Origin of the sequence: Trichocoleus sp. DQ-A2 (assembly GCF_039961915.1) — a bacterium.
Lineage (GTDB): Bacteria > Cyanobacteriota > Cyanobacteriia > Cyanobacteriales > FACHB-T130 > FACHB-T130.
Genome location: NZ_JAMPKD010000011.1, coordinates 193240 through 216880, shown reverse-complemented (window position 1 = coordinate 216880; position 23641 = coordinate 193240). Strand labels below are relative to the sequence as shown.

Genomic DNA, 23641 nt, shown 5'->3' with positions numbered 1-23641 from the left:
GTATCCGAAACGGTTTTCAATATATTTGTGATGCTTTGCAGCTAACCAAGAAACGCCAAATGTATTCAAAAATTTAGTTTTTCAACGATTCTTAGCACAGAAGTGTGTATATATCTAGTGCTAAAAGTAACAATGAATATTAATGTTTAAGTTGTGCAGTTTTTTAACTAATTTTTTATAGAATCAGGGGACAAGCAACATCACCACTAGCTTGCTGTGTTCTCTTGCCAAGATGAACTTAAAAGATCAACCTAGTGGGGAAGCTACGAGCCAATCGATTCCAAGCGCCAAAAAATGCCGCCTGGGGAATGCCTCGTAATACCGTTTCACTTTTCCGCAGGCGATCCCTAAACCCTTGTAAAACAAGGGGCAAACAGGGAATCATTCGTGTACCGTCAATCAAGTGAATGGGTATAACTTGGGCAACCCCTCGGTTGTCCACTTCTGGAGAGGATAGCTTCGTATTTTGATGAGTTCCCCCGAACAACGCTTAAATCTGCACTCTTTCTCAAAACCTGCCTCCCAGGCAAATATCGAATCGCCTCTCATTTTGGTTGTAGAAGACAATGAAGACAACTTGCTACTCATGAGCGAAGTGCTGCTCGCTCTTGACTGCTCATTTATTACGACAAAGGAGGGTCGGGCAGCTTTATTTATGGCGCAACATTATCAGCCAAAGCTGATTTTGTTAGATATTCTTCTACCTGACATCCACGGCGTAGAAGTTGTGCGTTCTCTGAAACAGAACCCCGAAACGATGAAGATCCCCATTGTTGCTGTGACGGCTTTGGCAAGAGCAGAAGACAGGGAAGGTCTTCTGTTTGCAGGCTGCAATGACTACATTAGCAAGCCTTATGTCATTGATGAGTTAGAAGCTCTCATCGATCGCTATCTCAATTAATTTAAATAAATAAATCTAGATTTATAGATTGAGTCATCAATTGATAAATGGTTGTTTGTTAGTTGTTATAGAGAGACGGGATACCGCGATCGCATAAGGGTCAGATACACCCTAAAAACTGAAAAAGGCTGCTGAGTGCAAACCATCAATATAAATCTATGCTGAGCTAGATACTTAGCAGAGAAGGGGGATTAATTACGAACTTTAGGGGCGTTTGCTAATACAGCAATCGTACCAGTACGACCTGTGTCTACTTTGGCATCGCTGAGCAGGTCAATCACGGATACGCCAACCACTTCCTCAATTAGCGCTTTTAGTTTTGGCTCAAGTGCTTTTTCTAAATCTGTCCTTACTTGCTCAGCCAGCTCTTCTTGACCACTATTTGCTAAAAGTTGTTCTGGTGCCGTGATGGCATTTTCTAGAATAATGGCAATTTTTTCATCAAAAATTTGACAGGTAATTTGACTAGGTTGATGCCCTAGTTGATCTCGGTACAAAGCTTGGATGCGTTGCGATAGAGTTCTTTCTAGCTGCCCGCGAGTAGGAGAGGAGGTGTCCATAGTTTAAAAATTTCAAAATAATTCTATCATTAGATAGATGATAAATCTATCTGGTTGCCCTGTCAAAATCTTTAAACAAGGACTCCTACAAAAGAGTTAAATGAAGACGAGACAGCTACTAAAATTACTCGGCTATTTGGGGATAGATGAGAATTTTGTAAGTTTCGGGGGTGGGAGCGATCGCTTGTTCCACAGCAGCAGCTAAATTTTGCAAAGGATAGCGATCGCTAATTAATGCTTCCACATCAATTCGCTGGTTGAATACGATATCTGCTGCCAAATTTTGTATCCGGTAAGAAGAACTATAGCTACCCATTAAATCAATTTCCCGACGGTAAAGAATATTTGGATTGATCGGGATTTCTACTTCATCAGGAAACTCAGCAAAAAACAAAATTTTACCGCCCCGACGGGTACAATCGAGGGCTTGGAAAAACGCTTTGTCACTGGGAACTGCAAGTAAAGTCGTATCCACTCCCAATCCACCAGTCAGCGCTTTAATTTTAGTGGATAAATCCGGGTCGCGGGGATCGAATGCAGCTTCTGCCCCCACACTCAAAGCTTTCTCAATCCGAGAAGGAATTAAGTCAGTCGCGATCGCTCTGGCTCCGAAATACTTCACCAGCATGATAAACATTAGCCCAATTGGGCCAGCACCTGTAATCAAAACGGTTTGACCAGGAGCAATCTGGGCTTTTTTAACTGCTTTTAGACAGCAATTTGTCGGCTCCACAAAACTCGCTTGCTCAAAGCTGACATTGTCAGGAATGGGAATTAATCCGCCACTGCGGACAATGTGACCGGGCACTTTTACATAATCTGCAAAGCCGCCGCCGCTAGGAGTAAATCCAGCCGTGGTCGTGACGTTTTTGTAAACATCGCACATCGAGAAGTTGTCGTTGAGGCAATAATCGCAGCGCATACAAGGAATATGGTGCATAACCACAACTCGCTGCCCAATCTGCCAGCCAGTCACTTCGCTTCCTACAGAAGTAATTACTCCAGCAGTTTCATGACCAAAAATGCGCGGTGGCTGGTAGAGAGGATAGCGAATTTTCTTGATGTCAGACTGACACAATCCCACAACCTTTACTTGTACCAGCACTTCATCGGGTGCAATTTCCGGCGTCGGCACTTCTTCGTAACTGAGCTGATTGACGCCTCTGAATACTTGTGCTTTCATGCTTTTCCTTAAACGATAAACGATGGACTTTATACTTTCGATAGCCGATTGTTTATAGCTAATTGTCTATTGTTCGCGATCGATTGTCTATTCTGAAACGGAATTGCTGATGAATGAATTAATAGAAGTAGATGTCTTGGTTGTGGGAGGCGGAACGGGAGGAACCGCAGCTGCGATACAAGCTGCCCGTCGCGGTGCCAAGACAATGCTGGTGAGTGAATTTACCTGGCTGGGGGGAATGCTCACCTCAGCGGGGGTTGCTGCCCCGGATGGTAATGAACTTGCTGCCTTTCAAACGGGGCTTTGGGGTGAGTTTTTAGGGGAATTGCGTTCTCGGCAAATGGGAGGCTTAAACAATAGTTGGGTGAGTCTGTTTAGTTACGATCCCCGGATTGGTGCCCAAATATTTGCTGATTGGGTACAAGAATTGCCAAATCTAGACTGGGTTGCGGGGCAAGTGCCCTTAGAGGTTTTGCGAACAGGCGATCGCATCCTTGGCGTTCGATTTGCCGATTTCACCGTTCGAGCCAAAATCACCCTAGATGGCACCGAACTGGGAGACTTGTTGCCTCTAGCATCTGTGCCGTACCGCTGGGGATGGGAATTGCAATCGGAGTTTGGCGAACCCAGCGCCCCCCTTTCTCCCAATGAATTGACTCAGCGATACCCAGTCCAAGCTCCCACGTGGGTAGCAATTCTGCAAGATTTCGGTGAGGAAGCAAGTGCGCCGGAAATTCCCCCTCCTCCTTCATCTTTTATCCTTCTTCCTTCATCCTTCCAAGGTAGCTGGGATCTCTACGGTTGGGAGAAGTTTCTCAATTATGGGCGTTTACCGGGGAATCTTTTCATGATCAATTGGCCCCTATGCGGCAATGACTATGGGGAAGGAGTGGGGCGTCTGATAGAGTCGGAGGTGGCGTGGCATCAATTTCTTCAAGAGAGTCTGTGGCACACTCAAAGCTTTGTCCGCTTTATTCAAACTAAGCTGGGGCGGCGTTACGGCTTAGCAACTCAAATCTTTCCCTCACCCTTGACTCCCAAACTCAATCAAAACTCAATCAAAACTCAAAACTCTGTCGGTGGAGGTGGTTATGCGCTACACCCTTACTATCGGGAAAGCAGACGCCTTGTAGGACTCACGACCGTGCGAGAGCAGGATATCTTGCCAGTAGCGGGGGGCAAGGTTGCACCCCTACCTGTGGATACGGCTGGGGAGGTGAATGCGATCGCTCTCGGCAACTACCCCAATGACCACCATTACCCTAACTACAATTTTCTTGTTAAACCAAAATCAATTCGCTGGGGTGGACGCTGGACTGGCACTCCTTTCACCCTTCCCTACACTTGTCTAATTCCAGAGTCTGTGGATGGACTACTGGTCTGCGAAAAAAATATCTCTGTCTCCCATATTGCTAACGGTGCCACACGGTTACAGCCCATCGTTATGAATATTGGTCAGGCGGCGGGGATGGCGGCGGCGCTTTGCGTGCAGCGAAGTTGTCAACCCAGAGATTTACCTGTCCGAGTCCTGCAAGAAGCATTATTACAAGATGAGCGATCGCCAGCAGCAATTTTCCCTCTGTTCAATTTACCGCGCGATCGCACCGACTGGCTGCACAGGCAACGGGATTACTTAGATCGTCCTGACACCTATCCCTCTGATGGCAACTGCCATTACCTCGAACCCCAGACGCCACAGGATTCAAAATATATAGGCAATCCCTCACCCTTTCCGAAATACAGAGATGGGGAAGAGGTTGGGGGAAGCCTTGAAGAATCCGCTTCAAACTCAGCACTCTTCTGTGGTGTATTCAATCGCCATGCTGAGCAAGATTACACCTTTACTTTAAAAGAGCCAACTGCTGGGGAAGAGCAAACCTGGATAGCGATCGCCTTGCGCCCAGAAGTAGATCGGGAACTCCAAACCTGTCTCGATCGGCAGATGCTCTCTGTGCGGGGGTATCTCAATCAATCGGGCAAATGGTTGATTGTGGAAAAAATTATCGCTCCTGGGAGCGATCGCACCCATTTTTGAGCCTTAGGCATCGTACCTCTAACCTCAAAAAAAAGCAGAACTCGATCGGAACCAACTAAGCTCTAACCGAAGTTTTTCCTGGTTGACGATCAAGAACTCCGTATCAGGGACTATAACCCTGACACGGACATCTGCTATGCGCCCTTACACCTCTATCATGTTGTTGAGCTTACTATCAATCTCTTTAGGTAATTTCTTAGGGATCGAGTCCGCCTCTGCCCAGCAACTGCCATCCACGTCTTCCGAGCTAGCTGTATCGATGAAACGTGGGAACGAACCGTCTCCGGATAAAGGAACCGGACGCCGAGATGCGTTTTCGCCCGAATATATCTCTATCGTCTAAAATTATCCTCTATCTAGCCAAATCCGAACAAGTCATCGATCCGCTTTTCACCTTACGACTGAGGTCGATGAAAGCCTATCTGAAGGCAGCAAACTAAGCTCTAGCAGGTTTGTGCCGGTGTACTTGGGGCACTATTTTTCTGATTTTGTCTGTCACGGAGAATTTATTCCCTGACAAAAGCTATATATTAGGCCGTCCTTTTCTATAATTAGAGATTATTTACGTTCATGCTATCGGGGTGCCTAGAGTTCAATAGTTTCAGCGAGTGAATTGAACTCACTGCGAATGTGGAAACATAAGCTTTTCACCATTTTCACCAAGGAACCAGTGTTTTGTCCCCTTGCGATGCGATCACCCCTGATATGAGCAACGACCTGGATCTGATCAAAAGCCTTAGCCCCGGTGCGATGGATCAGATCATGTTTTATCTGGCCTTTAGTGCGATGAGAACCGGCGGGCACCGACACGGAGCCTTCCTGGATGCTGCTGCCACGGCAGCAAAGTGTGCGATTTACATGACTTATTTGGAGCAGGGTCAAAATATCCGGATGACGGGGCACCTGCACCACATTGAGCCGAAGCGAGTCAAAGTCATTGTAGAGGAAGTTCGGCAAGCGCTGACTGAAGGGAAACTGCTGAAGATGCTGGGTTCCCAAGAACCTCGGTATTTAATTCAGTTTCCCTATGTTTGGATGGAGCAGTTTCCGTGGCAACCGGGGCGATCGCGCATCTATAGCACCAACCTGACCGCTGACGAAAAGCGATACCTTGAGGAAAAACTGCCAAATAATCTGCCGGATGCCCAGCTAATCAACGCTTTTCAGTTTCTAGAATTAATTGAATTTCTCCACAGTCGTTCCCAGGAAGACTTGCCAGAAGAACGCCGCATTCCTTTAAGCGAAGCATTCGCCGAACACATCAAGCGGCGCTTAATCTATTCCGGTACGGTAACGCGAATTGATTCTCCTTGGGGATTGCCCTTCTACGCCCTCACCCGTGCTTCCTACTCACCCGCTGAGGACGAAGAACGCACTTATATCATGATTGAGGATACTGCCCGGTACTTCCGACTGATGAAAGATTGGGCAGACCGACAGCTAAATGTGATGCGAATACTAGAGGAACTGGATATTCCACCGGATCGCATTGAGGCAGCCATGCAAGAACTGGATATGGTCATCCGGGATTGGGCAGATAAATATCACCGCGCCGACGGTCAGCCAGTGCTTCTACAAATGGTTTTTGGTCCAAAAGAAGAATAAAACACTTAACTCACATTTTCGTTGAGCAGGGTGGGCATTGCCCACCCTGCTTCAGTTAGAAGCTACATCGGTAAAATTTTTGCCTTAAGTCGGGGAAAAATTAACTTAGCTTTGTGTAGGCATTGCCCCAATAGTTTGATGCTGAATGCGCGGTTCTACAAACAAATTTGAAATGAGTATCGCTGCTCAGTTGACCCACATTGGTATAAAGTTTTTCCTCCTCATGCAAAAACACAATCGGGATCATTCGCACACTGCATAGCCAAACAGTTTAGTGTAACAATTTTTACAAACTTACTTTGAAATTTTTTATACGACTAATTAAGAAGATTGTAAAAATAGGCGTTATAAAACTGCATGACCGGCAAAAAGAATCTTATTGTTATTGGCAACGGTATGGTAGGACACAAGTTTCTAGAACTGATGATCGCCAAGGGAGCGGCGCAGGAATGGAACTTGATCGCATTTTGCGAAGAGCCGCGTGTTGCTTACGATCGGGTTAATTTGAGTAGCTTCTTTTCGGGCAAAACTGCGGCAGATTTATCATTAGTTCAACCAGGTTTGTACCAAGAAAATGGAGTTGAGATTCATATCGGTGATAAGGCAGTTGCGATTAACCGGGAAGAAAAAACAGTTACATCAGCGAATGGTATAACAATCGCCTATGACAAAATTGTTCTAGCAACAGGCTCCTATCCTTTTGTACCGCCAATTAAAGGGAATGATGCGAAAGGTAATTTTGTCTACCGGACAATAGATGACCTTGAGGCAATGTCATCCTATGCGAAAAATTGCCAAACTGGTGTCGTCGTTGGGGGTGGATTATTAGGTTTGGAATGTGCGAACGCTCTCAAAAATATGGGTTTAAAAACCCATGTTGTTGAGTTCGCACCCAGATTAATGCCACTACAAATTGATGATGTCGGTGGCAGCATCCTTCGCAACAAGATAGAAGAAGTTGGGGTTTCAATTCATACCAGTAAATCTACAACGGAAATTGTCAGCATTGATGGCAAGGTTATTAAAATGACCTTTGCTGATGGTGAAGAGTTAGAGACAGATATGATTGTCTTTTCTGCGGGAATCCGCCCTCGCGATGAAATCGCGAGAGGATGTGGATTAGCAGTAGGCGATCGCGGCGGGATCGTTATCAACGATTCTTGCCAAACTTCAGATCCAAATATTTATGCCATTGGAGAATGCGCCCTCTATCAAAATCGTATCTACGGCTTAGTCGCTCCTGGCTATACAATGGCAAGCGTAGCGGCAGATATCCTGAGCAAAACAGGGACGAGCAGCTTTACCGGCGCGGATATGTCCACCAAACTCAAACTGTTGGGAGTGGATGTTGCCAGTTTCGGGGATGCCTTTGCCAAATCTCCCGGCGCTAAAGAAATTGCCATTACTGATAGCATCCAGGGTGTTTACAAAAAACTGGTTCTAAATGAAGATGGTAGCCATCTTTTAGGCGGAATTTTAGTAGGAGATGCTTCAGCTTACGGTACGCTGCTGCAATTTGTGCAGAATGCGATCGCGCTCCCACCTCATCCAGAAGATTTGCTGATGCCACCCCGCGAAGGCAAGTCTGCCACAGTCGGTATGGGTGTGGAGAGTTTACCAGATACTGCCCAAATTTGCTCTTGCAATAATGTCAGCAAAGAGCAAATTTGTAGCGCTATCCAAGCAGGGAAACTCACCGATATTGCCAGTGTCAAGAAATGCACTCAAGCGGGGACAGGTTGCGGCGGTTGCGTGCCACTGGTGACAGATATCCTCAAAGCTGAGATGAAGAAAGCCGGGATAGAGGTAAAAAATCATCTCTGCGAACACTTCGCCTATTCCCGTCAAGAACTTTATCACTTAGTACGTTCTCAAAAAATCCTTACTTTTGAAGATTTAATTCAAAAACATGGAAAAGGTAAGGGTTGTGAAATTTGTAAGCCTGCTGTAGCCTCTATTCTCGCTTCTACTTGGAACGAGTATATTTTGGAAATGCCTCACGTTGGGTTGCAGGATACCAATGATTATTACTTGGCAAATATTCAGAAGGATGGAACTTATTCAGTAATCCCCAGAGTTCCCGGTGGTGAACTAACGCCAGATCAGCTAATTGTGTTGGGAGAAGTTGCTAAAGATTTTGGTCTTTATACCAAAATTACAGGCGGACAGCGGATCGATTTATTAGGTGCGCGGGTAGATCAATTACCCCAAATTTGGCAGCGGCTGATAGATGCTGGATTTGAATCGGGACACGCTTATGGGAAGGCACTCCGCACGGTCAAATCTTGTGTAGGTAGCACCTGGTGCCGCTTTGGGGTTCAGGATTCAACCACTTTGGCGATTGAGATCGAACTGCGATATCGAGGCTTGCGATCGCCCCACAAATTAAAATCAGCTGTATCCGGTTGTACCCGCGAGTGTGCTGAAGCTCAAAGCAAGGATTTTGGGATCATTGCTACCGAAAATGGCTGGAATTTGTATGTATGTGGCAATGGTGGAATGAAGCCACAACACGCAGTTTTGTTAGCAACAGATATTGACAAGGAAACGCTGATTAAATATTTGGATCGGTTCTTGATGTTCTATATTCGCACCGCGAATCGACTAGAACGCACTGCAACTTGGTTCAATAAGCTGGAAGGAGGCATCGAGTACCTGAAGCAGGTAGTTATTGAAGATTCTCTGGGCATTTGTGCTGAATTAGAATCAGAAATGCAGCATCTTGTCAATACCTATCAGTGTGAGTGGAAAGCCACAATTGAAGATCCAGAAAAAGTGAAGCGATTCCGTCACTTTGTCAATTCTGACCAACCCGATCCTGGTTTAGTTCATGTAGAGGAACGGGGGCAAAAACGTCCAGCTTATGACCACGAGAAGGTTTTAGTTGGTATTTCCGAATAAGCTGACTGTTGCTCTGGTGCATTACCTACAGTTTAAAAAAACTGATGTTATTTCAACTAGGAAAAACATACACACGCTATCAAATTCATTCTGCATTGGGTGGAGAACTCCAAACTTATCTTCCTCAGCGTGCTGGAAAGATTGTGTGTGGATGTTTTAAGCCTACCCTGGACTCAAAAGCTCCTGATGAAGTTTTGGTAGAAGATTCACCAAAAGTAAAACAGAAAGCTGAGATACTCTGCCAACAAGGAGGTGCTATTCCAGTGTTCCTCAAGCTACATCGAGCTAGGTGGAAGTATATAGGAATGTTTCGTGTCAAGAAACATTCCGTTGACCTAGAAGAAATTAGGCGTAAGCAGCAGGAATCAGGCAGAAATAACATTGCAGCCGTGCTGTATTTGGAACCTGTGTTAAGCGAACTATGCAGTACGGTTCAAATAACCAAAGAGCGAGTTTTTGAGTTAGTTTGAATTGCTGCAATGTGTTGAATTTTTCAAGCTAGGCTACACCAACCCGTTAATCAATAGGAAAAGAAAATGGTTCAAGCATTACCGATTCGTCAGACAATTTCTACATGGGTTGATATTTGTCCGCTGTCAGCGATCGCGCCCAACACTGGAGTTTGTGCTTTAGTTGAAGATCAACAAGTGGCAATTTTCCGTGTGGGACAAGAAACTGATGTATTTGCGCTAGGCAATTACGATCCCTTTAGTAAAGCCTTTGTCCTATCGCGGGGAATTTTAGGCGATCGCAATGGCATTCCCAAAGTTGCATCCCCCATCTACAAGCAAAATTTTAACTTGCTCACCGGAGAATGCTTAGACGATGAAACCGTAAGCGTTCCTACTTTTCCTGTAAGAGTGGTGGAAGATAAAGTGCAGGTAGCTATTAGCGAATAACTACTGCTACATTTCATCAAAGAACCCGGTTTCAGAAGAGAAACCGGGTTCTTTAATAGGGATACTACTATATATACAGCTAATGAAAAGGAGTTCTCCTATGCAGCCTACGGTAACTAATGGAGTGCGTTGGGCTACTACAGATATCAACCTCTTACCTGAAAACGAAGGCACGCGCTATGAGATTATTAATGGAGAGTTGTTTATGACCAGAGCGCCCCACTGGAAGCATCAACGCACCTGCTTCAACATCTGTTGAGAAGTCGATGCTTGGTCTGTTTTTAGTGGTTTAGGGCAAGCCAGCATCACTCCGGGTGTGCTATTCAGCGAATCAGATAACGTCATACCAGATGTAGTGTGGGCTAGTAACGGAAGATTAGCTGTATTGCTAGACGAGGCGGGACATCTAACAGGCGCACCAGAATTAGTGGTGGAAGTGTTATCACCTGGTATAGAGAATGAACGCCAAGATAGAGAACCTAAACTCAAACTTTACGCATCACGGGGAGTCCAAGAGTATTGGATTGCCGATTGGCGCTTGCAACAAGTTGAAATCTACCACCGCGAAATGCGACGCTAAAATTGATAGCAACGCTACTAAATAATGATGAGTTAAGTTCACCTCTATTGCCAGATTTTACCTGCACTGTGGCTCGGTTTTTTGTGTAGGAAAGTGGTAGGGAAAAAGGCGATCTCCACTAGCTGTGCTTACTTTTAGAAGCTGTTTTAAAAGTCTAATAAGTTGTTATTTTGCATCCTGAGTGGAGTGAAGCGCAACGCTCAAGGCGCGATCGCTTCCCTCATTCAGTGTCCCCACCCACCCCTAAAAAAATACATCTAGCCAGAGCAAAATTACTGGCTGACAACGGGGTCAAGATGCGATCGCACCCCATCTCGCTCCATCAGCAAAGTGCGATCGCTCTCAACTGAGTCTAAGCCTTCAGGCTGATGTATAGCGGCAATAAAATTTCAACACTTGAGACATAACTGACAGAAAAAATCTGTAGTTATGAAATCTCATTTGTGCCTTATAGCCCGAGGAAAAACAATGTTTTCAAATCGACCAAAGCACGTTGATGCTGTCGGCGCTGACAACACTGGCAGCGGGTTTCTCACCCCTGATGCTGGCCCCGATACCGCACGTGCCGATTATTCTGAGGAATCGGATCTAAATGACGCAACTCATGATTATGACAACGTTGATGAACTTGTTCCCGATACCTCTGTTGAGGAGTCTAGGGGTAACGTTGTCGATCGTCAAATGAGAATTATTGGACGCACTTCAGGATGACATCGCAAGTGTCATTCAAAAAATCAAAATCGGGATGACAGGATTTGAACCTGCGACCCCCTCGTCCCGAACGAGGTGCGCTACCAAGCTGCGCTACATCCCGTTGTCATAAGTGACAAACTAGATCCACAATATCACGCCAAATCCCAAATCACCAACCCACTCCACCAGAAATTAATTCACTGAGTCCGTTGCTTGCTACGATAAACTCTGTATGACTGAAAGTGGAAAAAGCGGGTTGTGGCTGTTAAACCAGATTGGTTGCGCGTCAAAGCGCCTCAGGGGGAACGGGTCGGTAGTGTTAAAGAAATTTTGCGGGATTTGGGGCTGAATACCGTTTGTGAGGAAGCCTCTTGCCCCAACATCGGCGAGTGTTTCCAAGCCGGTACAGCGACATTCTTAATTATGGGGCCAGCCTGCACGCGGGCTTGCCCCTATTGCGATATCGACTTTGAGAAAAAGCCCAAAGCGCTTGACCCCACGGAACCAGAAAACTTGGCGGAGGCAGTTAGACGACTCCGACTCAATCATGTCGTAATTACCTCCGTGAACCGGGATGACTTGCCGGATGGCGGTGCGTCTCAGTTTGTCCGCTGCATTCAAGCGGTACGCGCCACCTCACCAAAGACGACAATTGAGGTATTGATTCCTGACTTGTGCGGCAACTGGGGGGCACTCGAAACAATCCTCCAGGCAGCGCCGGAAGTACTAAACCACAATACAGAAACGGTTCCCAGTCTTTACCGGCGGGTGCGTCCTCAAGGGAATTATCAGCGATCGCTCGAACTACTACATCGAACCCGCGAGTTAGCCCCTTGGGTTTACACAAAATCTGGTTTGATGGTAGGGCTGGGAGAAACTGACGCCGAAATCCGGCAGGTAATGCAAGATTTACGAGATGTCGATTGCGATATTTTGACGATTGGGCAATATCTCCAACCCTCCCAAAAACATTTGAAAGTCGATGGCTTTGTCACACCTGCTCAGTTTGATGCTTGGAGACAGTTTGGCGAGTCGCTGGGTTTCCTGCAAATCGTCTCCTCTCCCCTGACTCGGAGTTCTTATCATGCCGAACAGGTGCGGGAATTGATGGAACGCTATCCTCGATTCAAGAGTTATGAGTGACCAGAACTCCTCTAACTCAATCAAAACGATTCCCTTGAGGGAAGCGAAAGGTCAAAACTCAAAACTCACCATAGCGATTCTTGGATCGGGCGCTTGGGGTACGACCCTTGCCTCTCTCGCATCTCAGAACGGTCATCACGTCCGTGTGTGGTCGCGTCAGTCTTCCCTATGCTTAGAGGCGGTTCTAGAGAATGCTGAAATTGTTTTATCCGCCATCTCGATGAAAGGTGTCGGCGAGGTTGCGGCGAATGTACAAAAGGCTGTCTCTTCTAAGCCAATTTTCGTCACCGCTACCAAAGGATTAGATCCTGTCACTACCTGCACCCCTTCACAAATATGGCAGGCGGCATTTCCGACTCGCCCAGTGGTCGTTCTATCGGGGCCAAATCTTGCTAAAGAAATTCAACAAGGATTGCCAGCTGCTACGGTGGTAGCCAGCCGGGATGCTGCCGCTGCCTCGTCGGTGCAAGCGGTGTTTTCGTCCCCCAGTTTTCGGGTTTATACCAATGCTGATCCTTTGGGAGTGGAACTCGGCGGAACGCTAAAAAACGTGATGGCGATCGCTGCCGGTACTTGTGATGGTTTGCAACTGGGAACGAATGCCAAAGCCGCTTTGTTAACCCGTGGTCTTACTGAAATCATCCGCATCGGCAACTGCTGGGGGGCACAACCTGAAACGTTTTATGGATTGTCAGGACTTGGTGACTTACTCGCCACCTGCAACAGCAGTCTCAGTCGCAATTATCAGGTTGGTTACAGGTTGGCTCAAGGTAAGACACTCTCCGAAGTTTTAACCGAGCTGGAAGGAACCGCTGAAGGGGTCAACACCGCTTCCGTGCTGATTCAACGAGCGGATCGAGAAGAAATTTCAGTTCCGATTTCTTACCAAGTCTATCGCTTGCTCAAAGGGGAAGTTACCCCACTCTCAGCAGTTGAAGCACTCATGCTAAGAGACAGCAAACCTGAGTATAGCTAGGTTTTAGCCCTTAAAACCATCTATAGGGAACTCTTTGAGCCAATATTCTTTCTTAACCCTAGGGATTTTTCAGGAAATCCTTCAATTGGTGATGTAGATTAACTTGGCCTTTGACCCAAATCACTACTCTAAGATTGAGCGCTGCCTATACTACCCAAAGATAGAAATCTGAATCCTACTAGAGACAGGTTTTTCTGAATGTCACGTCGTCCCTACCTGCATAACCATCGATATCGATGAATTTAGTAAGTGTCATGCAGCTAGATGTAACAGAAAGTAACAGAAAGGTAAGCATTAGCTGTTTCGTCCTGGAGGGTGGGAATTCTAGCAATAAGTAGTGAAGTGATTAATTGAAAGACTATTCCGGACGCAATTGAGAGATCCCTATGCCAGCCACTCCTTTTTATGCAGAGACAGATACAGAATTTGACTCCGAGTTGCCAAATTACAACTTTGGGTCTGCCGTGTTGAACGACGATGCTCGACCCCCGGTGGATGATCTCGATAGCCCTGAGATGGAAGGTCTAGATGCAGAGTACGGGCGACTCGGCGAGGCATCTCTACGGGCAACTGCCAGCCGTCGTACTACCGATCTGGTTCGGTTATATCTTCAGGAAATTGGCCGGGTTCGGTTACTAGGGCGAGATGAGGAAGTCTCGGAAGCTCAAAAAGTCCAGCGTCATATGCGGTTGCTGGAGCTGAGAAATGATACTGCCAACCAGGCAGATCCAGTGATTCAGCCGTATGTGCATCTGATTGAAGTACACGATCGTCTAGCATCTCAGTTGGGGCACCGTCCTTCTTTGGAACGGTGGGCGACGGAAGCGGGTATTGAGCTGAGCAACCTGAAGCCTACATTAGCTGCTGGGAAGCGTCGCTGGGCAGAAGTAGCAGGTCTGGCAGTTGAAGAGCTAGAGCGGATTCAGGCCACTGGCATTCGCGCCAAAGAACACATGATCAAGGCCAACCTGCGTCTAGTGGTTTCTGTGGCGAAGAAGTATCAAAATCGCGGACTGGAATTGTTGGATTTAGTCCAGGAAGGAACCCTTGGGCTAGAACGGGCGGTTGAGAAGTTCGATCCGACCAAGGGTTATCGGTTTAGCACCTATGCTTACTGGTGGATTCGTCAAGGAATTACCAGAGCGATCGCGACTCAAAGTCGTACTATCCGCCTGCCGGTTCACATCACCGAAAAGCTCAACAAAATTAAGAAAGCTCAGCGCAAAATTTCTCAAGAAAAAGGTCGCACGGCAAGCATTGAGGATATCGGCGTTGAGTTAGAAATGACACCGGAGCAGGTACGGGAAGTTTTACTTCGGGTGCCTCGTTCTGTCTCTTTAGAAATTAAAGTAGGAAAGGAGAAAGACACGGAACTAGGGGACTTGCTGGAAACAGACAGCATATCTCCCGAAGAAGTGTTGATGCGAGAAGCTTTACACCGAGATTTGCAGCAGCTGCTTGCCGATCTCACCAGCCGCGAGCGAGATGTGATTCGGATGCGGTTTGGCTTAGGAGATGGTCATCCTTACTCCTTGGCAGAAATTGGTCGCGCTCTGGATTTATCTAGAGAACGAGTTCGTCAAATTGAAGCCAAAGCTTTACAAAAGTTGCGGCAACCCAAGCGCCGCAACCGTGTACGCGACTATCTGGAGTCCTTGGGCTAAGAAATAGTAATTTCATTTTCACAACTGCCCAATACTAATTTCTCAAAACCCCCCTTTTTAAGGAGGGTTTTGTGATTTCAAATATAGAAAGTCAGGGAGCGGCAAGCAGTGGTAAAAAGCGGTAAATACTGCACCCAGCAGGGACAAGGCATAAAACTAGATCCCACAAGTAACAACTGACACTCACAGCAGTGGTCAAAAGGAAAAAAGAAAAAAGCAAAAGATATAATTCTTAACTTATCTTGCTTCCTTTTTCCAGTTGCTTTCCCTATTTCTTCGCCTTGTTTCTTATTAAATATTATTCTCAATAAGCTTCGATTGTTGCAAATATTCTAGGAATTCGCTATTCTTCTCAATAGGGCTACTTTCTTGAGAAGGTCAACATGTCTTTCTACACAGCAACCTCACTCAAGGCTGAACTGAACGAGCGGGGCTGGCGTTTAACTCCCCAACGGGAAACCATCCTGAATGTCTTTCAACATCTTCCCAGAGGTCAGCATCTTAGTGCTGAAGACCTCCACGAGTTGTTGCACAGTGAAGGTGAGGACATAAGCTTATCCACCATTTACCGAACCTTAAAGTTAATGGCTCGGCTAGGCATTTTGCGCGAACTTGAACTAGCGGAAGGACATAAGCATTACGAACTCAATCAACCTTACCCGCATCACCATCACCATTTGATATGTGTTCGGTGTAACAAGACGATTGAATTCAAAAATGACTCGATTTTGAAAACCGGCACCCGAACAGCCAGAAAAGAAGGGTATCACCTGCTTGACTGTCAGATGACAATTCACGCTATCTGTCCGACTTGTCAGCGGGCCTTACTACCTATTTAAAAAGCGATCGAGTAGGGTTAGGGCGGGATGCACCACTTCCACCATAGCGATTAGCTAGTAGTATAGCTAATCGCTAATTGCTATGTTTGTTTAAAAACGTCCCTTGACGATGTCATCAGCGCTGAGACCATAAGCACGTTGGGCAGCTTCAACTGCTGCTTTGGTTTGCGCCTCGAAAACCCCATTTAATGGTCCGCGATAAAAGCCGTTTTCTTTCAGACGCTTTTGTAAAGACAATACATTAAAGCGATCGCTTGTATTTTCCAGAGCCAATATAGTATCGGGTCTAGCGATTCCATCAGCTGTTAAACCTTGCGATTTCTGAAACTGAATCACGGCGTCTTTGGTGTCTTGATCGAAGTAGCCAGTCATGGCACCTTGAAAAATTCCCATCTGCCGCAACCGTCGCTGGAGTTCTACCACCTCCCGGTTGTTACTGCCTAACTGTAGGATCTGTCCGCTAGAAGCTGTATTAAAGCGATCGCTTGTATTTTTCAGAGCCAATATAGTATTGGGTCTAGCGATTCCATCAGCTGTTAAACCTTGCGATTTCTGAAACTGAATTACGGCATCTTTGGTGTCTTGATCAAAGTAGCCAGTCATGGCCCCTTGCAAAATTCCCAGTTTCCGCAACCGTCGCTGGAGTTCTACCACCTGCCGGTTGTTACTGCCTAATTGTAGGATCTGCCCACTAGAAGCGATATTTTTAGGCGGAGTCCGATCCTCTCCGCCTCCCACACCTATCAAAGCTGCCTGGGTATCCGAACCGACAATGCCATCTACTGGCATTCCCGCCGCTTGCTGAAATCGGTTAACAGCTGCTTTTGTGATCGGGCCATAATAGCCAGTGATATTTGCTTGAAAATAGCCCTGTTTTTGCAACCGTTGCTGGAGCGCTACTACCTCCGGACCGCTGTCTCCTTCCTGTAGGACTCCACTCCTCGGACGTTGGCTGACCTGAGAAGCCTTGCTGACCGGCTGCGGACGTTGCCTGACAGACTGGAAACGTTGGCGGCTGACCTGTCTGACCTGCCGAGATTGGCTGGTCTGCGCCTGAATTGGCTTGCCTCGCTTCTTCTGTAAGGCGGCTTCGGTTCGCGGTCCCACAATGCCATCCGGTTCCAGCCCATTAGCTTTCTGGAATTGGATCACAGCTTCCGTTGTAATCGGGCCAAAATTGCCTGTGATACCTGCTTTGAAATAGCCTAGCTGCTGCAAGCGCTGCTGGAGAGTGGCTACCTCCGCGCCGGTGTTTCCTGGCTCAAGTATTGCTAAAGCTTGAGACATTCCCAAGAGGCTCAGTGAGACAAAAAGCGATAGCAGAGACAAACTCGCTCTACTAGACAGCTTTTGGCGGTTCAGTCCTTCAAAAATTTTTTGGCTATTCCAGACTATAGGAAACTCGCTGTTCGTAGATGCTTCGTAGGCCAGGGCAAGATGCAGGTAGGCAAGGGTTTCCATAATTTTACTGGCAAACTCTTGATAGACAGTTTAAGAAGGTCAATTTCATCAACTAGCTATACCATACCAGTGCCTAGGGGCGATATACCACCCGTGCATCTAGTCCGCGCGATCGCAGTAGCTCGGAGCGGCTTTCGGCAAGCTGCCGATTGGAAAATGCCCCGGCATTTACATAGGAACCTCGTTTCGATTTCGGCCCCAGATCCGCATTCGGTACATAGCGGAGGACTTTATTCAATGTTGTGTAATTCCCTGGTACGACTACCACGTAGCGATTCTCGGCAAAATTAATTCCTAATTCCTGTAGAGTTCGTGCATCTGCAATGCCGTCAGGGTATAAACGCCGAGCTTGCTGAAACCGCCTGACAGCTCGCTGGGTAGCGGGACCATAAACCCCATCAATGCGATCAGGGTTGAAGCCTTGATCGCTCAATCGCCGTTGGAGATCCTCAACCTCGGAACCGCGATCGCCAGGTTGGAGACTTCTCCGACTCCTGTCGTTCCGGTTGCTGTAGTCGCTTAGTTGTTGACTTGGACGACCGGCAACGTAGTCGTCTAGTGCCCGCAGCGTTTCTGAAGTAATCGTCCCGCTGGGGGATAAACCTACACTTGCCTGGAACTCCCTGAGAGCTTGCGCCGTATTTCGACCAAATACTCCATCAATACGACCGGGGTTGAATCCTGCCTGTGCTAACTGTTCTTGGACAAGCCTAATGTCTGAATAGGTATTTTCTGAATAGGTATTTTCTGAATAGATATCTTCTGGATAGATATTTTCTGCTCTCAGTGTAGGGATGTTGGGAGGAGACAGTGTAGGGTTTTCCGGAAGCGAGTCCAGAGTTCTGTCCGGAGGTGGCAGGGTAAACGGGTCATTGTTGAAGCTTTGGCTTATAGTCGGTCTAACTTGATTAAATAATTCTGCCCTCGTTCCTCGACCCACAATCCCATCTGGTGTGAGCCGATTGGCTTGCTGGAATCGAATCACCGCATTTTTAGTTTGCGAGCCAAAATTTCCAGTGGCGGGCACACTAAAGCCTCGCGCCTGTAACTGCTGTTGTAATGCGCGTACCTCAGAACCGCGATCGCCTTGTTTTAGCGTTCTCTGTGCTAACGCCTGAGAAGAGATTCCTAGCATCGCTAAGGCAACGGCAATCGATAGAAAATGAATCGTTGCGTGGCTAGAAAGTTTTTTCCAATTCAATCCGGTCAGAAATTCCTGGTTTTCCCCAACCGGAGAAACACCGGCTTCTTGTACAGGTGTTTCGTAGACTAAGGCTAGATGAAGATAGGCAAGGGTTTCCATTACTTTTTACAGCATAGATTTTAACGCCAGTCTAGCCGATTGATTGCATCAAATCGCACTCTCTATCGACGATATACCACTCGTGCATTCAGTCCTTGCGATCGCAACATCTCTGACTGACGTTCTGCCCCAGACTCAGTGGCAAATGCTCCTGCCTGAATATTTGAATCGCTACTGGAAGTATCCAGATAAGCATTCGGCACATACTGGCGCACTTGGCGCAGCGTTTCGGTAGTCTCAGCCATTACGATCACCGAGTAAGGAGAATTTGAAGTCGCAAGATACCCGGCAGCAAACCAGGTTTCCCGCCCCATAATGCCGTCAATCTTTAAACCCCTCGCCACTTGAAAGCGCTTCACAGCTTGCTCTGTTTTCCAGCCAAATTTTCCATCAATAGAACCCGGATCAAAACCAGCCGCTTTCAGCCTTTGCTGAGCTTCGATGACTTCCCGACCGCGATCGCCCAGTCGCAACCCGCGCTTACCAATGTTCATTGCACTCGTCTGCGGAGTGTTGTGCGACTGCTTACTTTTCTTGCTTTTGCTCTCCAGATATCGCTTTAATGCTTCTAGGGTCTCCGAACCCGCGATGCCGTCAGCATCTAAGTCACTGATCGCTTGGAAACGCCTCACCGCTGCCTCGGTCAACTTGCCGTAGTATCCAGTGACAGGTCCCTTATAGTAGTTGGCTGCCATCAAGTTTGTTTGCAAAGCCGTCACTTCAGCACCCCTATCCTCTATCTGTATTGCGCTAGCACTGTGGAGCAAACTGAGGAAAGCTAGATTTAGAGCCAGCGATAGTAGATAGCTTGTCGCGGTGCTAGAAAGCTTTTGCCGATTGAGATCCTTAAAAAGTTCTAACTTTTCTATAACTGGAAAAGCCAGAGGATCTGTCGTTTCCTCGTAAGCTACTGCTACATAAAGATAGGCAAGTGTCTCCATTCTTGTCCTGCAAAACTCTTAGCAGCTAATCCACTCACTGAAGTTTTCAGAGAAGTTTTAACTGCTATTTTTGGCTTATTTTACGTTATTTTCACGTTTTTTGTTTACTAACTACAGAGAGAATACTTTAAGCTAGATGGTTTCTAGGTCTTGTTTTTGAGAAACTCTAGACGTTTTCAGCGATTAAACTAAACCTTAGCATCAAAAATTAAGGCAACTATCACCGCTACACCAGTAATGCCTAAAGCTACGAGCGGGTGTTGACCTTGACTTACAGCAAAAGAAGTAACGATACCAGCACCCAATGCCGCGATAACGGCAGATCCTAATAAATCTTGATGAGAGTTTTTATTGAACATTGTTGCGCTCCAGCAGCCAAGTTAAAAATAGCTGTGACTTACAGTTTTTCAACCTACCACCAGACTTTAGTAGGTTGAAAAGTTGCTGGAATATTGCAATTAAGATTTAAATTAAGCTAATTTTCTTAACACGTCCCAAGGTTACAGAAACGGGGGAACTCTATACTTGTACTGCAATCCCCCGCACTGAAATCTCTGTCAGATTTCGCCTATTGCTGTTGTTCTGTCTCAACTCGCTCAATGTTACCGGCTTTGATCCAGCCTTGTTGTTCGCCCTCTTCCAGACGGATCTGTTGCCATCTTTTATCATCGCTTTCTTTGATGACTACAATCCGCTGATTGTATCCGACCCCACCGACGCGGTTGGCTTCCAAAGTTGGTGCCTCTCGTAAGCTTAAACCTTCGCGCCAGGTAACGCGAGCGGTATACGCTCCAGGTTCTAGCACTTTAGCAGGAGCAGTGCTGGGCGTCGGCGTTGGGTTGGGTTGAGCGGAGGACGCCGATGTTGTCTTGACAGCGCCAGGAGAAGCTTTGGCTTTTACCTCTGGTTTATCATTTGCATAAACCGGCTTGGGCGGAGGAGCCGACAGTTTAGTTAAGAAGTAATAGGCGGTAGCACCACCACCCACAGCGAGGAGGACGATCGCTAGGAAGAAACCAATTATAAATTTTGCTAAACCCGACCAACTCATGCTTGTGATTCCGGTTGTTGCAGCTGATGAAAGCGACTACTCAAAGGGCTGTGTCTCGATGCCATACGGGCTTTACCGGCGGCTGCCCAATCTTGCAAAAACTGGATTTGCTCTTGGGCAGTCCGAGCTAGGGGCACAATCTGACTGGCGGCTTCTAAAATATCATCGGTAGTGAAGTCTCGATTCTGGCTAAAGCCAATGTGCATCGCTTCTATCAAGGTTTGCTCAATTTCTGCCCCAGAAAAATCGGGGGTTTCGTATGCTACCCGATCGAGATCGTAACTACTCAAGTTGTGAGGCCGCAGCCTGGATAAGTGTACCGCAAAAATGGCGCGACGTTCCTCTTGTTCGGGCAAACCCACAAAAAAGATTTCATCAAATCTGCCTTTGCGAAGCATTTCCGGGGGTAAAGCTTGAATATTGTTAGCAGTCGCCACGACGAATACAGGTGAAGTTTTTTCTGCCAGCCAAGTAATAAAGGTACCAAAGACGCGGCTAGTTGTTCCGGCATCGCTTTTGCCATCAATGCCAGAGAAAGCTTTGTCAATTTCATCGATCCACAGTACGCAAGGAGCTAAAGCTTCTGCTAGTTGAATCATTTGCCGAGTGCGAGATTCCGATTCTCCCACCAATCCTCCAAAAAGACGCCCTACATCTAAGCGTAATAAAGGTAAGTGCCAATGATGGGCGATCGCTTTTGCCGTCAGCGATTTTCCGGTTCCCTGAATTCCTACTAGGAGTAACCCTCTGGGATAAGGTAGACCATATTGCCTTGCGCGTTCTGAAAAGGAACCACCACGCCGCAGCAGCCAGTCTTTTAGGTTATCTAAGCCGCCAATATCAGAAATTTTCTCGCTACTCGAATAAAACTCTAATATTTGCGTCTGGCGAATGGTTTGACGCTTTTCTTCCAGCACCAGTTCCACGTCTTCAGGGCGCAATTCGCCGTGAGTCGCGATCGCGCGTGCCAAGACACGACGAATCCGTTCCATCGATAGCCCTTGGCAGGAACGCACCAGTTCATCCAAAATTTTGCTGGTGAGGGATTTACCTGTGGCACCGAGTAAGCGTTCCACTTCTGTCTTGATCTCAGCTGGCGCTGGCAACGGAAACTCCAGGATGGTTAAGACTTCACTCAAGTCCGTTGGAATGGCAATTTGCGGCGCGACGATGACAATATTTTTCGGCTGGGATTTCAGACGCCGTGACAGATTCCTCAGCTTGCGATAAACTGATATATCTTCTAAAAAACGGGAAAAATCCCGCAAAATAAAGATTCCTGGGGCAGATGCTGCCACTTTTTCTACAAATTCTAATGCTTGAACCGGATTGCGTCGTCCAAAACCGGCATCGTTGGGGTTGCCCTGATAGCCATCGACAAAATCCCAGATATAGACTGGGCGATCGCCTAACCGTTGAGCTACCTGCGCGATCGCTACTTCTACTCGTTCCTCTTCGGGAGTTGGAATATAAATTAATGGATATCGGGCGCGTAGCAGCAGTTCAAACTCTTCACTGAAGCTCATAGCTGTTATAGGATGTCAGTTGGTAGAAGACTTGCGGTTGTCGCGTCTCCAGGTCAGTGGTCAGTTGGTAGGGGCGCGAACAAAAATCTTGGCAACCCAAAACTCTCTCCATTTAACCCGCCCGTACAATCATTGTTGCTTGATTAGTTGCCAACTACTTGTAAAAACCAAGAAAAAGCATCTCGCCTTAGTGGTTCAGTTCGTATATGGAAGGGCGATACTTGTTCCCTTAATTTGTTTGTTTCTTGCCGCTGACCGCTCACCACTGACGGCTGACTATTTGGGAAATTGTTTTTTGAGTGCTTTTAAAGCTTCCCATCGGCGGTCAGATAAACTGTCCGAGCCATTAGTATTTGCTGGTTGAATCCCCGAACAATCTTTGTCACAAAGCTGCCTTGGGGGAATTGCCAAACACATTTGTTCGTATAGCCAAACATCAGGCTGAAAATGACCCTGTGGCGGCAGCATTTCCAACAAATCTTCGAGTGGTGTTTCTCGTTCTACAGGCCCTGTGTCTGGTTGCTCAGCCGCTTCATCTAACCAAATCATTTCTGATGTGTTGATAGCTAGACGGTGATTATACTGTTGCAAGCAACGATGACAAGTGAGAGTGACAATTGCTTCTGCTTTCACAGAAACATCCAGGTAATTTCCTTGATGGGAAACTTTTATCTGTCCGCGCACGGGCGTCAAAGTTTCCAGTTCTGGTAAAAACTCATCAATTTGAATGACTTCTGAGCGCTCTGGCGCTTTCAGAAGCCCAGGAATATAAATCGCCTTCATAATGCTTCAGCCATCCTTCCAACCCGATTAAAAAAGGAAAATAAAAAATAAAATTATTTCTCATTTTCCTTTTTTAAGTCTTAATTTTTTAATCGTACAACCAGACGCCGGTCTGGTTCTTGACCCCGACTATAGGTTTCTAAATCGTCGCACTCTTGGAAAAAAGTATGAACTTGACGCCGCTCTGCTGAAGACAAGGATTTTATTTCAAATTCTTGACCAGAAGAGCGAACTTGCTGAGCGGCATCCTCAGCAAGTTCCTGAAGTTCCGCTTGACGCCGAGCGCGATAGCCATCAAGTTCAATGGTGTAAGCTGTCTGCTCCTCCCGCTCTTGACCCAAGTTCAAAATGGCATTAGCAAGGTACTGGATGGCATCAAGAGTCGCACCTTCAGAACCTACTAAGGCTTGAATTTGTGCGGATGTTAGTTTGGTTTCGTCGATTGTCAACCAGTAAGTTTCTAATTCTGCTTGGGAGGAGTCGCTGCTTTGTGGAATCGTTTGGATTGCGGTTTCTTTAACGCCGGTAGGAAATTTGGCTAGTTGCAGGAGTTGCTCTAGCCACTGCTGACCCCGCTGCATTCTGCGATCGCTCATA

Annotated in this window: 24 protein-coding genes, 1 tRNA gene and 1 pseudogene; 14 read left to right on the top strand and 12 right to left on the bottom strand. The window is 46.8% G+C overall.

Features of this window, described 5'->3' with window-relative positions; translation table 11 throughout:
- Nucleotides 1-238 precede the first annotated feature (238 nt).
- Nucleotides 239-442: a hypothetical protein gene (locus NC997_RS13440; RefSeq protein WP_348257788.1), complete on the bottom strand. Its 204-nt coding sequence runs from the start codon at nucleotides 440-442 to the stop codon at nucleotides 239-241.
- Nucleotides 443-469: 27 nt separating this feature from the next.
- Between NC997_RS13440 and NC997_RS13435 the strand changes: the two genes are divergently transcribed.
- Nucleotides 470-901, top strand: a complete 432-nt coding sequence (locus NC997_RS13435; RefSeq protein WP_190412702.1) for a response regulator — start codon at nucleotides 470-472, stop codon at nucleotides 899-901.
- A 191-nt stretch (nucleotides 902-1092) separates the two neighbouring features.
- On the opposite strand, the gene NC997_RS13430 is transcribed toward NC997_RS13435, so the two are convergent.
- A complete protein-coding gene (locus tag NC997_RS13430) occupies nucleotides 1093-1461 on the bottom strand; it encodes a DUF2294 domain-containing protein (protein ID WP_190412703.1) in 369 nt (122 codons plus the stop codon).
- 124 nt (nucleotides 1462-1585) lie between these two features.
- Complete coding sequence (locus tag NC997_RS13425) at nucleotides 1586-2644, bottom strand: zinc-dependent dehydrogenase (protein ID WP_190527940.1); 1059 nt, start codon at nucleotides 2642-2644, stop codon at nucleotides 1586-1588.
- 109 nt (nucleotides 2645-2753) lie between these two features.
- Here NC997_RS13425 and NC997_RS13420 point away from each other — a divergent pair, with 109 nt between their 5' ends.
- The 9 genes and pseudogenes from NC997_RS13420 to NC997_RS13380 all read left to right on the top strand — a co-directional run bounded on the left by NC997_RS13420 (nucleotide 2754) and on the right by NC997_RS13380 (nucleotide 11375).
- Entirely contained in the window at nucleotides 2754-4679 is a 1926-nt protein-coding gene (locus NC997_RS13420) for an FAD-dependent oxidoreductase (protein WP_190527938.1), read from the top strand.
- A 136-nt stretch (nucleotides 4680-4815) separates the two neighbouring features.
- The gene (locus NC997_RS13415) at nucleotides 4816-5022 is read left to right on the top strand and encodes a hypothetical protein (RefSeq protein ID WP_190527936.1); all 207 of its coding nucleotides are present in this window, start codon (nucleotides 4816-4818) and stop codon (nucleotides 5020-5022) included.
- 362 nt (nucleotides 5023-5384) lie between these two features.
- Nucleotides 5385-6284 carry a heterocyst differentiation master regulator HetR gene (gene hetR / locus NC997_RS13410; RefSeq protein ID WP_190412890.1) on the top strand — a complete coding sequence of 300 codons (900 nt, stop codon included), beginning with the start codon at nucleotides 5385-5387 and terminating at the stop codon, nucleotides 6282-6284.
- A gap of 357 nt (nucleotides 6285-6641) precedes the next feature.
- Nucleotides 6642-9185: a nitrite reductase large subunit NirB gene (gene nirB / locus NC997_RS13405; RefSeq protein WP_190527934.1), complete on the top strand. Its 2544-nt coding sequence runs from the start codon at nucleotides 6642-6644 to the stop codon at nucleotides 9183-9185.
- A 44-nt stretch (nucleotides 9186-9229) separates the two neighbouring features.
- Nucleotides 9230-9655: a hypothetical protein gene (locus NC997_RS13400; RefSeq protein ID WP_190527932.1), complete on the top strand. Its 426-nt coding sequence runs from the start codon at nucleotides 9230-9232 to the stop codon at nucleotides 9653-9655.
- A gap of 66 nt (nucleotides 9656-9721) precedes the next feature.
- Entirely contained in the window at nucleotides 9722-10084 is a 363-nt protein-coding gene (gene nirD, locus NC997_RS13395) for a nitrite reductase small subunit NirD (protein ID WP_190412709.1), read from the top strand.
- Between the two features lie 100 nt (nucleotides 10085-10184).
- A pseudogene (locus NC997_RS13390) lies at nucleotides 10185-10753 on the top strand (Uma2 family endonuclease).
- A gap of 81 nt (nucleotides 10754-10834) precedes the next feature.
- Nucleotides 10835-11014, top strand: coding sequence for a hypothetical protein (locus NC997_RS13385; RefSeq protein ID WP_190527930.1), 180 nt, complete (start codon nucleotides 10835-10837; stop codon nucleotides 11012-11014).
- Between the two features lie 118 nt (nucleotides 11015-11132).
- Nucleotides 11133-11375, top strand: a complete 243-nt coding sequence (locus NC997_RS13380) for a hypothetical protein (RefSeq protein ID WP_190527928.1) — start codon at nucleotides 11133-11135, stop codon at nucleotides 11373-11375.
- Between the two features lie 29 nt (nucleotides 11376-11404).
- Here NC997_RS13380 and NC997_RS13375 read toward each other — a convergent pair.
- Nucleotides 11405-11478 (bottom strand) — tRNA-Pro (locus NC997_RS13375).
- Between the two features lie 137 nt (nucleotides 11479-11615).
- On the opposite strand from NC997_RS13375, the gene lipA reads away from it, so the two are divergent.
- The 4 genes from lipA (at nucleotide 11616) to NC997_RS13355 (ending at nucleotide 15979) form a co-directional block, all read left to right on the top strand.
- Nucleotides 11616-12500 (top strand): lipoyl synthase, encoded by an 885-nt coding sequence (lipA, locus tag NC997_RS13370; protein ID WP_190527926.1) that lies wholly within the window; start codon nucleotides 11616-11618, stop codon nucleotides 12498-12500.
- Nucleotides 12493-13476 carry an NAD(P)H-dependent glycerol-3-phosphate dehydrogenase gene (locus NC997_RS13365; protein ID WP_190412713.1) on the top strand — a complete coding sequence of 328 codons (984 nt, stop codon included), beginning with the start codon at nucleotides 12493-12495 and terminating at the stop codon, nucleotides 13474-13476. Before lipA ends, NC997_RS13365 begins: the two co-directional genes overlap by 8 nt.
- 386 nt (nucleotides 13477-13862) lie before the next feature.
- Nucleotides 13863-15140, top strand: a complete 1278-nt coding sequence (gene sigC, locus NC997_RS13360) for an RNA polymerase sigma factor SigC (RefSeq protein WP_190527923.1) — start codon at nucleotides 13863-13865, stop codon at nucleotides 15138-15140.
- Nucleotides 15141-15523: 383 nt separating this feature from the next.
- On the top strand, nucleotides 15524-15979 hold the full coding sequence (locus NC997_RS13355) for a transcriptional repressor (RefSeq protein WP_190412715.1): 456 nt from the start codon (nucleotides 15524-15526) through the stop codon (nucleotides 15977-15979).
- A gap of 90 nt (nucleotides 15980-16069) precedes the next feature.
- Here NC997_RS13355 and NC997_RS13350 read toward each other — a convergent pair whose 3' ends face one another.
- From NC997_RS13350 to NC997_RS13315, 8 genes are all read right to left on the bottom strand, one after another.
- Nucleotides 16070-17440 (bottom strand): peptidoglycan-binding protein, encoded by a 1371-nt coding sequence (locus NC997_RS13350; RefSeq protein WP_190527921.1) that lies wholly within the window; start codon nucleotides 17438-17440, stop codon nucleotides 16070-16072.
- 73 nt (nucleotides 17441-17513) lie between these two features.
- Nucleotides 17514-18743 (bottom strand): peptidoglycan-binding protein, encoded by a 1230-nt coding sequence (locus tag NC997_RS13345; RefSeq protein ID WP_190527919.1) that lies wholly within the window; start codon nucleotides 18741-18743, stop codon nucleotides 17514-17516.
- 62 nt (nucleotides 18744-18805) lie between these two features.
- Nucleotides 18806-19684, bottom strand: a complete 879-nt coding sequence (locus tag NC997_RS13340) for a peptidoglycan-binding protein (protein ID WP_190527916.1) — start codon at nucleotides 19682-19684, stop codon at nucleotides 18806-18808.
- Nucleotides 19685-19872: 188 nt separating this feature from the next.
- Complete coding sequence (locus tag NC997_RS13335) at nucleotides 19873-20043, bottom strand: hypothetical protein (protein WP_190412719.1); 171 nt, start codon at nucleotides 20041-20043, stop codon at nucleotides 19873-19875.
- A gap of 209 nt (nucleotides 20044-20252) precedes the next feature.
- Complete coding sequence (locus tag NC997_RS13330) at nucleotides 20253-20735, bottom strand: SH3 domain-containing protein (protein ID WP_190412720.1); 483 nt, start codon at nucleotides 20733-20735, stop codon at nucleotides 20253-20255.
- Nucleotides 20732-22261, bottom strand: a complete 1530-nt coding sequence (locus tag NC997_RS13325; protein ID WP_190412721.1) for an AAA family ATPase — start codon at nucleotides 22259-22261, stop codon at nucleotides 20732-20734. The genes NC997_RS13330 and NC997_RS13325 overlap by 4 nt, the downstream gene beginning before the upstream one ends.
- A 276-nt stretch (nucleotides 22262-22537) precedes the next feature.
- Nucleotides 22538-23044, bottom strand: coding sequence for a YceD family protein (locus tag NC997_RS13320; RefSeq protein ID WP_190412722.1), 507 nt, complete (start codon nucleotides 23042-23044; stop codon nucleotides 22538-22540).
- An 80-nt stretch (nucleotides 23045-23124) separates the two neighbouring features.
- Complete coding sequence (locus NC997_RS13315; protein ID WP_190412723.1) at nucleotides 23125-23640, bottom strand: R3H domain-containing nucleic acid-binding protein; 516 nt, start codon at nucleotides 23638-23640, stop codon at nucleotides 23125-23127.
- Between the last annotated feature and the right edge of the window lies 1 nt (nucleotide 23641).